This window comes from Curtobacterium sp. MCLR17_032 (assembly GCF_003234795.2).
GTDB lineage: Bacteria > Actinomycetota > Actinomycetes > Actinomycetales > Microbacteriaceae > Curtobacterium.
This window is the reverse complement of record NZ_CP126268.1, coordinates 1740731-1754115: the sequence shown is the minus strand read 5'-3', so window position 1 is coordinate 1754115 and position 13385 is coordinate 1740731. Positions and strand designations below refer to the sequence as shown.

At 71.8% G+C, this 13385-nt stretch carries 13 protein-coding genes; 8 read left to right on the top strand and 5 right to left on the bottom strand.

Features of this window, described 5'->3' with window-relative positions; translation table 11 throughout:
• Window positions 1–75: 75 nt before the first annotated feature.
• The gene (locus DEI97_RS08260; protein ID WP_181439107.1) at window positions 76–1608 is read left to right on the top strand and encodes a glycoside hydrolase family 36 protein; all 1533 of its coding nucleotides are present in this window, start codon (window positions 76–78) and stop codon (window positions 1606–1608) included.
• On the opposite strand, the gene DEI97_RS08255 is transcribed toward DEI97_RS08260, so the two are convergent.
• Window positions 1605–2456 (bottom strand): DeoR/GlpR family DNA-binding transcription regulator, encoded by an 852-nt coding sequence (locus DEI97_RS08255; RefSeq protein WP_258376608.1) that lies wholly within the window; start codon window positions 2454–2456, stop codon window positions 1605–1607. The two genes, DEI97_RS08260 and DEI97_RS08255, sit on opposite strands and share 4 nt — an antisense overlap.
• A gap of 115 nt (window positions 2457–2571) precedes the next feature.
• Here DEI97_RS08255 and DEI97_RS08250 point away from each other — a divergent pair, with 115 nt between their 5' ends.
• The 3 genes from DEI97_RS08250 to DEI97_RS08240 are packed head-to-tail and all read left to right on the top strand — an operon-like array spanning window position 2572 to window position 5718.
• Window positions 2572–3912, top strand: coding sequence for an extracellular solute-binding protein (locus tag DEI97_RS08250; RefSeq protein WP_258376607.1), 1341 nt, complete (start codon window positions 2572–2574; stop codon window positions 3910–3912).
• A gap of 10 nt (window positions 3913–3922) precedes the next feature.
• On the top strand, window positions 3923–4873 hold the full coding sequence (locus DEI97_RS08245; RefSeq protein WP_111073349.1) for a carbohydrate ABC transporter permease: 951 nt from the start codon (window positions 3923–3925) through the stop codon (window positions 4871–4873).
• On the top strand, window positions 4873–5718 hold the full coding sequence (locus DEI97_RS08240) for a carbohydrate ABC transporter permease (protein WP_111073348.1): 846 nt from the start codon (window positions 4873–4875) through the stop codon (window positions 5716–5718). Before DEI97_RS08245 ends, DEI97_RS08240 begins: the two co-directional genes overlap by 1 nt.
• 117 nt (window positions 5719–5835) lie before the next feature.
• Here DEI97_RS08240 and DEI97_RS08235 read toward each other — a convergent pair whose 3' ends face one another.
• The gene (locus DEI97_RS08235; protein WP_111073347.1) at window positions 5836–6537 is read right to left on the bottom strand and encodes an SDR family oxidoreductase; all 702 of its coding nucleotides are present in this window, start codon (window positions 6535–6537) and stop codon (window positions 5836–5838) included.
• Between the two features lie 95 nt (window positions 6538–6632).
• Here DEI97_RS08235 and DEI97_RS08230 point away from each other — a divergent pair, with 95 nt between their 5' ends.
• Window positions 6633–7037, top strand: a complete 405-nt coding sequence (locus tag DEI97_RS08230) for a MerR family transcriptional regulator (protein ID WP_111073346.1) — start codon at window positions 6633–6635, stop codon at window positions 7035–7037.
• A gap of 89 nt (window positions 7038–7126) precedes the next feature.
• On the top strand, window positions 7127–8461 hold the full coding sequence (locus tag DEI97_RS08225; protein ID WP_111073345.1) for an LCP family protein: 1335 nt from the start codon (window positions 7127–7129) through the stop codon (window positions 8459–8461).
• Between the two features lie 67 nt (window positions 8462–8528).
• Here the strand turns inward: DEI97_RS08225 and DEI97_RS08220 are convergent, their stop codons facing one another.
• On the bottom strand, window positions 8529–9719 hold the full coding sequence (locus DEI97_RS08220) for an MFS transporter (protein WP_258376606.1): 1191 nt from the start codon (window positions 9717–9719) through the stop codon (window positions 8529–8531).
• Window positions 9716–10621, bottom strand: coding sequence for a helix-turn-helix transcriptional regulator (locus DEI97_RS08215; protein ID WP_111073344.1), 906 nt, complete (start codon window positions 10619–10621; stop codon window positions 9716–9718). Before DEI97_RS08215 ends, DEI97_RS08220 begins: the two co-directional genes overlap by 4 nt.
• A gap of 79 nt (window positions 10622–10700) precedes the next feature.
• Between DEI97_RS08215 and DEI97_RS08210 the strand changes: the two genes are divergently transcribed.
• Together DEI97_RS08210 and DEI97_RS08205 are read left to right on the top strand one after the other, a co-directional pair.
• Window positions 10701–11081, top strand: a complete 381-nt coding sequence (locus DEI97_RS08210) for a hypothetical protein (protein WP_111073343.1) — start codon at window positions 10701–10703, stop codon at window positions 11079–11081.
• Between the two features lie 124 nt (window positions 11082–11205).
• Window positions 11206–12798, top strand: coding sequence for a peptide chain release factor 3 (locus DEI97_RS08205; protein WP_253462969.1), 1593 nt, complete (start codon window positions 11206–11208; stop codon window positions 12796–12798).
• Window positions 12799–12921: 123 nt separating this feature from the next.
• Here the strand turns inward: DEI97_RS08205 and DEI97_RS08200 are convergent, their stop codons facing one another.
• The gene (locus DEI97_RS08200) at window positions 12922–13380 is read right to left on the bottom strand and encodes a hypothetical protein (protein ID WP_111073342.1); all 459 of its coding nucleotides are present in this window, start codon (window positions 13378–13380) and stop codon (window positions 12922–12924) included.
• Window positions 13381–13385: the final 5 nt, after the last annotated feature.

Below are 13385 nucleotides of genomic sequence, written 5' to 3'. Positions count from 1 at the left end.
TTCGGTCGGCCGGGCCGCCGCGGCTCCTACGATCGTCGCGCGCCGCAGGTCGTGGTGCAGGGAAGGACCGTGGCCATGGCGACGAGGCAACTGCACTTCGACGGCTCGGGGGTGCCGGACGGCGAGGGCGTCGTCGCGACCCGGCTGGGATGGCTGCTCGACCCGGGAGACGTGCACGTCGCGCTCGCCGCGGACGGCTCCGGGGCGACGGACTTCCACCGGGGCGGCTGGAACTCGTGGTCGCCGACCGGCTGGGCCCCGCTCGACGAGAGTCCGCTCCGCATCTGGGGCGACGAGGAGCGACGGCTCACGGCGGACGACGCGGCGAACGACACGCCGGACCGGCACGAGGGCAACGGGTTCGGCGCGCTGCGGCTGGCCGACGGCCGGGTCCTGCTCCTCGGCGCGCTCGGCCTCGGCACCCCGCGGGTGGGCGGCGCAGCGAAGGGCCTCTGGGCCACGGTCGAGACCGACGACGGCGACGGGTGGTTCCTGGGCGTCGGGCCCGAAGCCGCCGTGTTCGCCCGTTACGCGGAACTCCTGCGCGACCGGCTCGGCACCCCGTCCGCCGCGCCAGTGTCGACGCTCTGGTGCAGCTGGTACTCGTCCTTCGAGGACATCGACGAGGGGCTGATCGCCGACGCGACGGCCGGGCTCGGCGACCTGCCGGTGGACGTCGTCCAGATCGACGACGGGTGGGAGGAGATCGTCGGCGACTGGGTGCCGAACGACTGCTTCCCGTCCGGCATGGCGGCCACCGCGGCGACGGTCGCGGCTCGGGGGTCGCGCCCGGGGCTCTGGCTCGCCCCGCTCATCTGCCTGCCCGGGTCACGGACGGCGGCCGAGCACCCCGACTGGCTCGTGCAGGACCCGGGCGGCGGTCCGCTGGTCGCCGGGTACAACTGGGACTCGCACTACTTCGCGCTCGACACCACCCACCCTGCGGTGCAGGCGTACCTGGACGCCGTGGTCCGGACAGTCGTCGGGTGGGGCTTCCGCTACCTCAAGCTGGACTTCCTGTACGCCGGGGCCCTGCCGGGCGTCCGACACCGGGACGTGCCGCGGGAACGGGCGTACCGGGAGGCGCTGCAGCGGCTCCGTGCCGCCGCCGGGCCCGACGTGTACCTGCTCGGCTGCGGTGCGCCGATGCTGCCGTCCGTCGGGGTCCTCGACGGCGTCCGGGTCGGGCCGGACACGGCGTCCGACTGGGCACCGCCCGGCAGCGTCGCCGATCCGAGCCACGAGGGCGGACGGAACGGCGCCACGGCGTCCCTCGCCCGGCTCTGGATGCACGAGCTGTACCAGGTCGACCCCGACGTGGCGTACTTCCGGTCGATCGAGACGACGATGAGCGCCGAGCAGCGGCAGGTCGGCGTCGACCTGGCGATCGTTGCCGGCTTCCGGTCGACGTCCGACCCGGTGGCCTGGCTCGACGCCGGGGAGCAGGCGGCGCTCCGACGGTTCCTCACCGGTGACCCGGTCGTCGAGCCGGCAGGCCCGGACCGCTTCGTCGTCGACGGCCGGACGGTCGACTTCGGCCCGGTCGTCCGCGAAGCCCGCGTGGGTCGGGAACACCTGACCGAGGAGCGCGACCGGCGACCCCGCTAGTGCGGTGACCCCACGGTCACCGGGGCACCGGGGAGCCCGGGCACCGCGACGGTGTGCACCCGGACGCCGTGCCGACGGATGCGGTCGAGCTCGTCCGGGTCCGCCGCGTCGTCCGTGACCAGGTCGTCGACGTCGTCGAGCCCGGCGACCCAGGCGGTGGTGACGCGACCGATCTTCGACGAGTCGGCGACCACGACGACCCGCTGGGCCCGCCGTGCCATCACGCTGTTCGTCCGCGCCTCGGTGCCGTCGTGGGTCGTCGCCCCGCCCGCCGCGCTGACGCCGTCCATGCCGAGGATCGCCGTCCCGACGGTCACCGCGTTGAACGTGCTCTCGGCCAGCGCACCGACGAGTTCCAGGGAGTGTCCCCGGACGACACCGCCGGTGACGACCACCGTGAGGTTCGGCCGTCCGCCGATCTCGGAGGCCGTCGTGACCGAGTTCGTGACCACGGTCAGGTCGTTCCGGAACATCAGGGCACGTGCGACCCCGGCGGCGGTGGTGCCGCCGCCGATCGCCACCACGCACGGCCCCTCGGGCAGCAGGGTCGCGGCGCACCGGGCGATGCGGGTCTTCGCCTCGCGGTACTGCGCATCACGCAACCCGACCGGCACCTCGGACGCCGGCAGGGTCCGCGCTCCACCGTGGGTCCGGGCCAGGAGCCCCTGGTCCTCGAGGTCGGCGAGGTCCCGTCGGATCGTCGCCGGGGAGACGCCGAACGCCCGGACCAGGTCGTCCAGGCCCATGCTCCGACGTTCGCGGACGGCCGTGATGATCGCGATCTTGCGGCTGGACCGCTTCGACGACCCGGACTGCAGAGACCGGGCGGACTCGAGGAAGTGCGTCACGGATTCCCTTTCGCTCAACTGGACTGCGCGTTTCTGGTCGTTCATTGCGACAACTGCTCAAAAACACACAGTATGCCTCCACGACGCATCCCACCGTTCGACGAAGGAGTTCTCGGTGCCGACACCACGACGCACGTCCACCCGCCGACCACGGACCAGACGACTGCGGGGTGCCGTCCTCGGGATCGCGCTCGCGGTCACGACGACGATGCTCAGCGGCTGCGCCACCCCGGGCGCGACCGTGCTCGACGTCGACGCGCCGGTCACCATCACGATGTGGTCCGGGCAGAGCGACCAGGCCGAGAAGCTCCTGCAGCGGCTCGTCACCGAGTTCGAGGACGAGCACCCGAACGTCACGATCGACATGTCCGCCGGCTCGTCGTCCACGGAGGAGCTGCTCCAGAAGCTCGCGGCGTCCTTCGCCGGCCACGACTCCCCCGACGTCTCCTACACGTTCGGGTCCTGGGCCAGCCAACTCGAACGCTCCGGTCGCACGCTCGACCTGCGGGACGTGGTGTCCGACCCGGAGGTGCGGTGGGACGAGTTCTCGTCGGCGGCCCGGGCGACCGCGCAGCCGACCGGCGGCAAGGTGATCGGGTTCCCGGCCGTCGTCGACAACATCTCCCTGCTCTACAACAAGACGGTGTTCGACCGGGCCGGTGTCGCCTACCCGACCGCGGACTGGACCTGGAGCGACTTCCGACGCGCGGCGAAGCGGCTGACCGACGCCGACAGCCACACCTACGGGTACGGCTACTCGGTGTCCGGCAGCGAGGAGACGACCTGGCAGCTGTGGCCCCACCTGTGGCAGAACGGCGGCGCGATCCTCAGTGAGGACGGCGAACGGTCGGCGTTCGACTCGGAGGCCGGTGTGCGGGCGGTCGCGTTCCTCCGCGGCATGGCCGTCGACGACCGCAGCGTCTACCTGGACCAGACGGACACGAAGGCCGCGCAGCTCTTCGCGAGCGACCGGATCGGGATGATCACCTCCGGGCCGTGGCAGCTCTCCGCCCTGCAGACCGCGAAGACCTCGTACGGCGTCGTGCAGCTGCCGGGCACCGACGGCGACCACCAGACGGTGTCCGGCCCGGACCTCTGGACCGTCTTCGACAACGAGGACGTGAACCGTGCGCACTGGGCGACCGAGTTCACCCGCTGGCTGACCTCGGCGGAGCAGGACGAGCGGTTCAACGTGGCCGTCGGCAACCTGCCGCTCCGCTCGAGCGAGACCTCCAGCGCCGCGTTCCGGAAGCAGGTCGCCGCGCTGCCGGGGCTCGACGTCATGCAGGCCAACTCCGCGAACGCGCGGCAGGCACGACCGACGGTGCCCGGGTACAACGGCCTGTCCGAAGCCGTCGGCAACGGGGTGGCCCGGGTCCTCCAGGGCGAGGGCACCCCCACCGAGGCGCTGCGGCAGGCGACCGTCGCCGCCGACAAGGCACTGCGACAGGGCTAGGAGCCACGACATGACCACCTCCACGATCCAGCCTCCGAAGCCGCGGGAGCAGACTCCCGCGAAGGCCGCGGCCCGGCGGCGGTCCGCCCGCTCCCGGCGGGAGGCAGCAGCCGGGTGGGGGTTCGTCGCCCCCGCGCTCGCCATCGTCCTCGGCCTGACGGTCTTCCCCGGGGTGTGGGCGCTCGTCCTCTCGTTCCAGAGCTGGGACGGCTTCAGCCCGGCCACCCCGGTCGGCACGCAGAACTACCAGGACCTGGTGACCGATGCCTCGCTCGGCGCCGCCGTCCTGCACACCGGCCTCTACACGGTCCTGTTCGTGCCGGCGTCGCTGTTGCTCGGGCTGTTCCTCGCGGTGGCCCTGAACCGGAAGATCCGGTTCATCGGGCTGTACCGCACGGCCGTCTTCGTCCCGTTCGTGGCCTCCGCGGCAGCGACCGGCATCCTCACCACCTACCTGTTCAGCCCACAGTTCGGCATCGTCAACAACGTCCTCCGGGTCCTGCACCTGCCGCAGCAGGGCTGGCTCGAGGACCGGAGCGAGGCGATGCTCGTCATCATCGTGATGTCCCTCTGGGGCCAGGCGGCGTTCACGACGGTGATCTACCTCGCCGCGCTGCAGGACGTCCCCGGCGAGGTGATCGAGGCCGCCCGCATCGACGGCGCGAACGCGTGGCAGACCTTCTGGCGGGTCGTGTGGCCGCAGCTGACACCGGTCACCACGTTCGTCGCGATCTACCAGACCCTGCAGGCGGTGCAGCTCTTCGACCTGGTCTACGCGACCACCCGGGGCGGGCCGCTCGACGCGACGCAGACCATCGTCTACCACCTGTGGAAGGTCGCGTTCCAGAACCTGCAGTTCGGCTACGGCTCCGCCATCGCCTACGGCCTGTTCTTCCTCACCCTCGTCACCACGGTCATCGTCACGGTCGCGCAGCGTCGCGCCGGAAGGAGCACGCCCTGATGTCCACCGGACTGCCCACCGCCCGACGACGACGCCTGCCGTTCAGCCCCTGGCACCTGTTGCTGCTGCCGATCTCGCTGCTCTTCCTGGTGCCGTTCATCGAGATGTTCACGACGTCGCTCGAGCCCGCGTCGGAGATCAACAGGTTCCCACCGGCGTTCATCCCGACGCACTTCACGCTGTCCGGCTACGAGCGGCTCTTCGCCGAGAGCGACGTCCTGCACTGGCTGCTCAACACCGTCATCGTCTCGGCGTCGGCGATCGTCTCGCACCTGGTCCTGTGCTCGCTCGCCGGGTACGGGTTCGCCCGGCTGCGGTTCCCCGGGCGCACCTTCGGGTTCCTGGCCGTCCTCGCCACGATCATGATCCCGTCGCAGCTGCTCATGATCCCGACCTACGTCATGTTCGCGCGGCTGCACCTCGTCGACCACCTCGGCGCCGCGATCGTGCCGTGGCTGGCGTCCGCGTTCGGCATCTTCCTGATGCGCCAGTTCTTCCTCTCGCTGCCCGCCGAGCTCGAGGAGGCCGGCATGATCGACGGCTGCAGCCGCCTGCAGGTCTTCTTCCGGATCGTGCTGCCGCTCGCCCGTCCGGCACTCGCCACCCTGGCGGTCTTCACGCTGCTCGGCTCGTGGAACGACCTGGTGTGGCCGCTCATCGCGATCAACAACGAGGACGCCTTCACGCTGCAGCTCGGCCTGACGAACTTCCAGGGGGTCCGACGCACCGACTGGTCGCTGCTGATGGCCGGCAACGTCGTCGCGACCCTGCCGCTGATCCTGCTGTTCCTCGTCGCGCAGAAGCAGTTCGTCGCCACGATGGCCTCCGCCGGTCTCAAGGGCTGATCGACCGCCGCTGACGGACGGACGCACCCGACGGACGGGAGGCCCGTGGCGGCGCCGCCACGGGCCTCCCATCCGTCGTGTCCCCGGTCCCGAACCGGTCGGAGCGCGCCGACCGGCTCAGCCGATCTGCGCCGTGAAGTCCACCGGGTCGCCCGCCAGGGAGGCCTTGACCATGCGGGTCCAGTCGTCGACGAGCACCTCGGTGGCGTCCCGCTCGACGCCGTCGAGGGCGGCGCGGACGACGTCCGCCGGGTCCGTCATCGGGCCGTCGTAGCCGGCCATCATGTCGGTGTCCGCGGCACCGAGGTGGAGACCCTGCACGGTCACGCCCCGGCCGGCGAGCTCGAGCCGGACGGCGTTGGTCATGTTCCACTCGGCGGCCTTCGCGATGGCGTACCCACCCGCACCCGGTGCCGAGAACCACGAGAGCGCGGAGAGCACGTTGACGATGGCGCCGCCGCCGTTCCGCTCGATGACGGGGGCGAAGGCCCGGACCATCTCGAGCGTTCCCCAGAGATGGGTGTCGACCGCGCGCCGGGCGTCCGCCAGGTCGTCGGTGAGCAGCGAGCCGGACGACAGGACGCCGGCGTTGTCGATCAGCAGGGTGACGTCGCCAGCGGCCGCTGCGGCTGCCGCGACCGAGGCCGGGTCGGTGATGTCGAGGGCGAGCACCTCGACACCGGGGACGTCGACGAGTTCGGGCCGACGGGCCGTGGCGTAGACCTTCGACGCGCCGCGCTGCAGGAGCTGTTCGACGAAGTGGCGTCCGATGCCGCGGTTCGACCCGGTGACGAGGGCAACGGATCCGGTGATGTCCATGGTGGTGTCCTTCCGCCGAACGGGTCCGTCCCGCTGCGGCTCGGTTACGGTAGGACCTCACATCAATGTCAGGGGCAAGCCCGAACGGAGACGACATGCGCATCGGGGACCTCGCCGCCCGGACCGGGGTGAGCGTCCGCTCCCTCCGGTACTACGAGGAGCAGGGGATGCTCACCGCCAGCCGCACCGGCAGCGGACAGCGGACCTACGGGACAGAGGCTGTGGACCGGGTCCGCCTGGTGCAGCAGCTCTTCGCCGCCGGACTGCCGAGCCGCACGATCGTCCAGCTCCTGCCCTGTGTCGACGCGGGTACCGCGACGCCCGAGTCCTTCGCGCTGCTCGTGCAGGAACGCGACCGCATCACGACGCAGCTGGCGGAGCTGACGGCGGCGCGCGACCGGCTCGACGAGGTCATCCACATCTCCGAGCACCCGACCCCCGAGCACTGCCCGACGCTCCGGACCACCCTGTTCCCTGAGGACGCCGAAGCCGCCGCCTGACGTTCTCTCAGGTGTCTTGACGGTCGGGAGCCTCGCCGTCCGGCATGATGGCGAGACCGGGGCCCCTCTCGGTCGGTACTGGGAGATGCATGTCGGACGATGGACGAGCGCACGCGGAACAGTCGACGACCCCGGCGCCGCCCACGCGGCACGGCAGACTCCCCCGCCGCAGTCCGTTCGGCTTCGTGCTGCGGGGCATCGCCGTCGTCGCGGCCGTCGCCGTCGTGGGCTCCGGTTCGATCGCCGCCATCGCCACCTGGCAGGTCCTGCAGAACGCGCAACCCTCGGTCTCGCTCGCGATGCCCGGCACCACGGCGAAGAAGGCGCCCGCACTGACGGCGCAGTCCGGCGAGGTGAACATGCTGCTCGTCGCGACCGACACCCGCGACGGTCAGGGTGCCGGGTTCGACGACGCGGCGAACCAGAAGGCGAGCAACGGTGTCGGCAACAATGACACCAACATCCTGGTGCACATCTCGGCCGACCACACCAACATGTCGGTCATCAGCTTCCCGCGCGACCTCGTCGTCCCGATCCCGGCATGCACGAACGACGAGGGCACCGTCACACCGGCATCGTCCGCGGCGATGCTGAACACCGCACTCTCCCGCGGTGGCGAGAAGCACGGTCTGGCCTGCGTCGCGAGCACGATCGGCAAGCTCACCGGCCTGCAGATCGCCTACGCCGGCAAGATCACCTTCGACGGGGTCGTCCGGATGGCCGACGCCGTCGGTGGTGTCACGGTCTGCCTCGCCACCCCGATCAAGGACGACGACGTCACGCCGGCGCTCGACCTGCAGCCCGGCAACCGGGAGCTCAAGGGCGCCGAGGCCGCCGCGTTCCTCCGATCCCGGCACGGCGTCGGTGACGCGAGTGACCTCGGCCGCATCAGCAACCAGCAGACCTTCATGTCGGCGCTGGCCCGCCAGACCGTCTCCGCCGGCACGCTCACGAACCCGGCCAAGGTGCTGCGGCTGGCCGACACGGCCTTCAAGAACATGGTGCTGTCGGACACCCTGAACGACCCGGCGACCCTGGCCCGCCTGGCCCTCGCCGTGAACACCGTCGGACTCTCCAACATGGTGTTCCTGCAGTTCCCGGTCGTCGATGACCCCGCCGACCCAGCCCGCGTCCTGGTCTCCGAGGGGCCGGCCGCCACCCTGACCGCGGCGCTGCAGGCCGACGAACCGGTGCAGCTCGCGCCGGACAGCCTCGGCCGCTCGGCGGTGCGCGATCCGGACGCGCCCACCGCGGCACCGTCGGCTCCGGCCAGTGCGTCGGGCACCACCACCCCGCCCGCAGCCGGCAGCCCGACGACGGCTCCGGCGACGCCCCGGCCGAGCGCGTCCGCCGCCGAGCTGCCGGACTCTGTCTCCGGGCAGACCGCCGACACGGTGACCTGCGCGGCGAAGTCGAAGTACTAGGCCGATCGCAGAGGCCGGGCCTCAGACCCCGGTCACCAGCCGCCGCGACCAGCGACCGGAGCGGCCGTCATCCGCGAGCGGCGAAGGTCCCCCGGCAGACCATCGTCACCGCCAGTGCCAGGGCCCCGAGCACGGCCATGAACACCGCGAGGACCAGCCCACCCGAGAACCCCAGGAGCAGCGCTCCGACCAGGCCCGCGGCGGAGATCGCCAGGTTGAAGGCGACCGGCAGGAACGCGTTGGCGAGGTCCGACTCCGAGCCGCCGGCGATCGTCAGGGCGCTCTGCAGCTGCGGCGACGCTCCACCGAAGGTCAGCCCCCAGAGCACGGCGGCACCGAGCACGACCGCGGGCGACCCGTGTCCGACGAGGAGCAACACCGCGGCGGACACGAACCCGCCGAGGCTCGCCCAGAGCAGCCCCCGCGGGTGCCGGTCGATCAGCGCTGCCGTCAGTGCGACTCCGCCGATCGAGCAGACGCCGTAGACCAGGAGCACCAGGTCCGCCGAGAGCCCGGTCCCGGTGTCGCGGAGGAACGGCGCGATGTAGGTGTAGATCGTGTTGTGGCCGAGCATCCACAGGACGATGACGACCAGGACGACCGGGACCCCGGGCAGCAGGAACACCCGTCGCAGGGGCAGGCGTCCACCGGCTGCCTGCCCCGCGACGTCGGGCACGAGCAGCACGACGAGGACCAGCAGGACGATGCCGAGCAGTGACATGCCGATGAACGACCACCGCCAGTCCAGGACGCCGCCGACCCAGGCGCCGAGTGGTGTGCCGAGCGCGAAGCCGACCGGTGCGCCGGTCGACACGACCGCCAGGGCAAGCCCGCCGCGTGTCGGCGGGCTGATCCGGCGCCCGTACGCGGCCAGCATCCCCCACAGGACACCCGTCGCCGCGCCGCCGACGAAGCGGGACACGAGCGACAGGACGACGTCCGACGAGAGTGCCGTGACCGTGTTCGCGAGCACCAGGCAGGTCAGCGAGGCGAGCAGCAGCGGCTTCCGACGGATCCCGCGGGTCAGGGTGATCGCGGGGACAGTGACGACGACGGTGCCGAGGGCCCAGACGCTGATGAACTGACCGATGACGCCCTCGCTGGCGCCCAGGTCGCCGGCCATCAGCGGCAGCAGTCCGGCGGGCATCGTCTCGGCGGACAGCAGCAGGAACCCGATCGCAGCGAGGGCGACCAGCGCCGCCCAGGGCATCCGGGTGGCTGTGTGGTCGGTCGTCGGGGTGGGCGCGGTGGTCGTCACCGGGTTCCGCCCCGGGTCACGTCCTCGGCCCGGGAGGCGCCGCTCGCGTCCGTCGTGCGGGTCGCGGCCCAGCTCGCCAACAGCTGCAACGACTCCGCGTCCGCACTGCCCGGTTCCGCCGCGTAGACGATGACGCTGTGCTCGTCGTCGAGCCCGGGCGTCAGGTTCTCGAAGTGCAACCGGACGTCGCCGACCGCGTGGTGGTGGAACGTCTTGACGCCGTGGGTGTGCAGCCGGACCTCGTGCGCCGCCCACTTCTGCCGGAACTCCGGACTGAGGGTCGCGAGCTCACCGATCAGGTCCCGCAGGGCGCGGTCGTCCGGGTGTCGTCCGGCCGCGGTCCGCAGCATCGCGACCGAGGTGTCCGCCGCTCCTTCCCAGTCCGGGTAGAGCCGACGGGACAGGTCCTGGTGCAGGAACGCGAAGCGGGCGAAGTTCGGCTGATCGCCACCGGCCATGATGACGTCGCTGTAGAGCGCCCGGCCGAGGTCACTCATCGCGACGACGTCGAGTCGGGTGTTCTGGACGAAGGCGACGACGTCGTGCATCGCCTCGAGTGCGTGGCGGAGGCCCGGGCGGACGGAGGCCGGAGCCGTCGGACGACCACGGCGCACCGGGGACGTGTTCGCCGACCGGGCCAGGTCGAACAGATGCGCCCGCTCGGAGTCGTCGAACCGCAGGGTCTGGGCGACGGCGTCGAGCACCGTGTCGGTGACGCCGGTCAGGTTCCCGCGTTCGATGCGTGCGTAGTACTCGGCGCTGACCCCGGCGAGGACGGCGACCTCGCCACGACGGAGGCCGGGCACGCGTCGACCGGGTCCACCCGGCAGGCCGACCGATTCGGGTGTGATCCGGGCACGGCGGGACATCAGGAAGTCCCGCACCTCGTTCTCGTTCGGCATGCGCCCACGGTACGGCCGGGCCTGCCGAGGAGGGGTTCCCTGTCGTGCCACCTCACCCGGGCATCGGTAGGGTCCGGGTATGTCGACCCCCGGTACCGCGTCCTCGTCGTCCGCCAACCAGGTCGGCGACGCCCTGATGGCCCTCCACCGCGCGACCGAGCACCCGTTCGACATGGCGTTCGAGGACGGACAGTTCATCGCGACCCGCCAGCTCGGTCGCTCCGGCGGCGGGACGGTCACCACCTACCGCTACGGCATCCGGCTGCTGCCCGAGACGAACGAGTACCGACGCCTGATGCGCACCAGCACCCGCTCGTCGACCGGCGGATCCGGCACCTTCACGTTCAACTCGCGGTGGATCACGAAGCCGGTGGACGACACCCTCGCGGCGCACGGCTGGAAGCCCCGCCGGACGGCGATCGGCAAGCTGTTCCGTCGCGTGCTGGCGATGCCCACCTGACGGGGACGGGCCTCCCGGAGGCTTCCGGTTCGTCGACTGTCCGGGGCAGTCGGTATCGTCGTGGGGTGCAGAAGTCGGAACGCCCAGGTCTCGCCGTCGGTCGACGCCCCGAGCGGGGCGACGCGTGACCGGTCCGTCCCCGGCCGACGCCGCGCTCGCCGGCACGATCGAGCGGGAAGCCGACCGCCGTCGCACCGTCGCCGTCATCGCCCACCCGGACGCCGGCAAGTCGACGCTCACCGAGTCGTTGACCCTGGCGGCCTCGGCCATCGACGAAGCCGGCGCGGTGAAGGGCAAGGCCACCCGCCGTGCGACCGTCTCCGACTGGATGGAGATCGAGCGCAGTCGCGGCATCTCGATCAGCTCCGCGGTCGTCCAGCTCGACGCCGGCGGCACGCTCATCAACGTCGTCGACACCCCGGGTCACGCCGACTTCTCCGAGGACACCTACCGAGCGCTCGCGGCCGTCGACTGCGCGGTCATGCTGATCGACGCCGCGAAGGGCATGGAGGCGCAGACGATCCGCCTGTTCGAGGTCTGCCGCACGCGCGACATCCCGGTGATCGCGGTCGTCAACAAGTGGGACCGCCCGGGCCGCGAAGCCCTCGACCTGCTCGACGAGCTCGAGGAACGCACCGGCCGTGTACCCACCCCGGTCACCTGGCCAGTCGGCGAGGCCGGCAACCTGCAGGGGCTGGTCGACACCGCGACCGAGACCCTGACGACGTACGAGTCCACCGGTGGCGGCCACCTGCCGGTCGCGACCGAGCGCCCCGCGGCCGAAGCTGCCGAGCTCTTCGGCTCTGCGTGGGAGACCGCGCTCGAAGAGGTCGAGCTCACCCGCGAGGTCCGTGGGCTGCCCGACCAGGACGACTTCCACGCCCGGGTCAGCATGCCGGTGTTCTTCGGCGTCGCCACCAAGCACCTCGGCACGGTCGACCTGCTGCGCTTCCTCCGCGACACCGCTCCCCCTGCTCTGCCCCGCCGGACCGAGGACGGCGCTCCCCGCCCGGTCACCGAGCAGTTCGCCGCCCAGGTGTTCAAGGTGCAGGCGAACATGGACCCGGCCCACCACGACCAGGTCGCGTTCGTCCGCATCTGCTCCGGCCGTTTCGACCGCGGGATGATGCTCACCCACGCACAGTCCGGCCGTCGCTTCAACACCAAGCACGCGCTGAGCGTCTTCGGTCGGGAGCGCGACACCGTCGACGTCGCCTGGCCCGGGGACGTCGTCGGTCTGGTGAACGCCACGATGCTGCACCCGGGTGACACGCTCTACAGCGACGAGGCGGTCGAGTTCGAGCCGCTCCCCCGGTTCGCGCCCGAGATGTTCGCAACCGTCGCCCCGACCGACCCCAGCACCGCGAAGAAGTTCCGGAAGGGCATGCAGCAGCTCGCCGGCGAGGGCGTCGTGCAGCTGCTCGAGTCCGAGCGCCGGACCGCGCAGGCCCCGATGGTCGGTGTCATCGGTTCGCTGCAGCTGGAGGTCCTGACCTCGCGTCTGCAGGCCGAGTTCGCCACCGCCGTCCGCGTCGAGCCGCTGCCCTGGACGATGGTCCGCACCGTCACCGACTCCGACCTGGCGCTGCTCGAGCGTCGCCGTGACCTGGAGATCGTCACGACGGACCGCGACCGCTACGGGCTGTTCCGCGACCAGTGGCACCTCAACTCCGTGATGCGCGAGCTCAAGGGGCTGGAGTTGCCGGCGCCGGTCTGACCGACGCGACGATCAGACCGGCGGCGCCGGCTCACTGACGCCGTCCCGGACGGGAGGCGCGGTGCGGGCCGGTACCGCGCCTCCCGTCCGGCTCCGGTCACGCTCGTCAGCCGGATGACACGGTCAGCCCGGGGACGCCGGCAGGCGCACGGTGACGCGTCCGGACGACGGCCCGCCGCACGGGTCCGCCGCGTGCGGGCTGTCCCAGCGGATCGTCACCGCCTGCTCGACGAGCAGCTGACCAGCACGGTCGTACACGGCGACCGAGCCGTGGTGCGGCGTGTCCATGCCGAGGTGCAGCGGCCAGCGGACGCCACCGGGCACCGGCGTCGGCGTGCTGCCGGGGTCGGCCTCCGGTGGGTCGGCGAGCGGATCGTCGGCGGTGGGCGGAGTGCATCCAGCCCCGCCGCACGCCGTCACGGTGGCGACCGCCGAGGTGTCGCCGAGCAGCGTCAGCTCGACACCGTTCGCCCAGCCGATCGCGGTGCACGCCGCCGGACCGGCGCAGCCGGCAACCCCGAGGACGACCACGAGCGCGATCGACGCTGCCCCGCCGATGACCGCCGCCCGCCCTGTCCCCATGCGAC

What these genes read in the sequence shown, in the direction of transcription:
- DEI97_RS08225 (WP_111073345.1), top strand. Translation starts at nt 7,127, where the DNA reads ATGTCGGACGATGGACGAGCGCACGCGGAACAGTCGACGACCCCGGCG.
- DEI97_RS08240 (WP_111073348.1), top strand. Translation starts at nt 4,873, where the DNA reads ATGTCCACCGGACTGCCCACCGCCCGACGACGACGCCTGCCGTTCAGC.
- DEI97_RS08245 (WP_111073349.1), top strand. Translation starts at nt 3,923, where the DNA reads ATGACCACCTCCACGATCCAGCCTCCGAAGCCGCGGGAGCAGACTCCC.
- DEI97_RS08260 (WP_181439107.1), top strand. Translation starts at nt 76, where the DNA reads ATGGCGACGAGGCAACTGCACTTCGACGGCTCGGGGGTGCCGGACGGC.
- DEI97_RS08200 (WP_111073342.1), bottom strand. Translation starts at nt 13,380, where the DNA reads ATGGGGACAGGGCGGGCGGCGGTCATCGGCGGGGCAGCGTCGATCGCG.
- DEI97_RS08210 (WP_111073343.1), top strand. Translation starts at nt 10,701, where the DNA reads ATGTCGACCCCCGGTACCGCGTCCTCGTCGTCCGCCAACCAGGTCGGC.
- DEI97_RS08215 (WP_111073344.1), bottom strand. Translation starts at nt 10,621, where the DNA reads ATGCCGAACGAGAACGAGGTGCGGGACTTCCTGATGTCCCGCCGTGCC.
- DEI97_RS08230 (WP_111073346.1), top strand. Translation starts at nt 6,633, where the DNA reads ATGCGCATCGGGGACCTCGCCGCCCGGACCGGGGTGAGCGTCCGCTCC.
- DEI97_RS08235 (WP_111073347.1), bottom strand. Translation starts at nt 6,537, where the DNA reads ATGGACATCACCGGATCCGTTGCCCTCGTCACCGGGTCGAACCGCGGC.